1 protein-coding gene is annotated in these 303 nt (G+C 57.1%); it reads left to right on the top strand.

Translation table 11 applies throughout. The features are described 5' to 3' along the window. On the top strand, positions 1 to 303 hold a 303-nt coding region (locus BFL43_RS00015), incomplete at both ends, for a transposase (protein WP_206186577.1).

The following is a 303-nucleotide window of genomic DNA, read 5'->3' on the forward strand; positions in this document are numbered from 1 at the left end:
CGGGTGTATCCGGTGATGTTCATCGATGCGGTGCACGTGAAAGTTCGCGACGGACAGGTCACCAACCGGCCGATGTATGTCGCGATTGGTGTCACCGTTAATGGCGAACGCGACATCCTGGGGATCTGGGCCGGCGAGGGCGGTGAAGGCGCGAAGTTCTGGCTTTCGGTCCTGACCGAGATTAAGAATCGTGGTGTGGCGGATGTTTGCATCGTTGTGTGCGACGGACTCAAGGGATTGCCCGAGGCGATCAACACCGTCTGGGAACTCGCTGTGGTGCAGACATGCATTATTCATCTGATA

Origin of the sequence: Williamsia sp. 1135 (assembly GCF_002095395.1) — a bacterium.
Lineage (GTDB): Bacteria > Actinomycetota > Actinomycetes > Mycobacteriales > Mycobacteriaceae > Williamsia.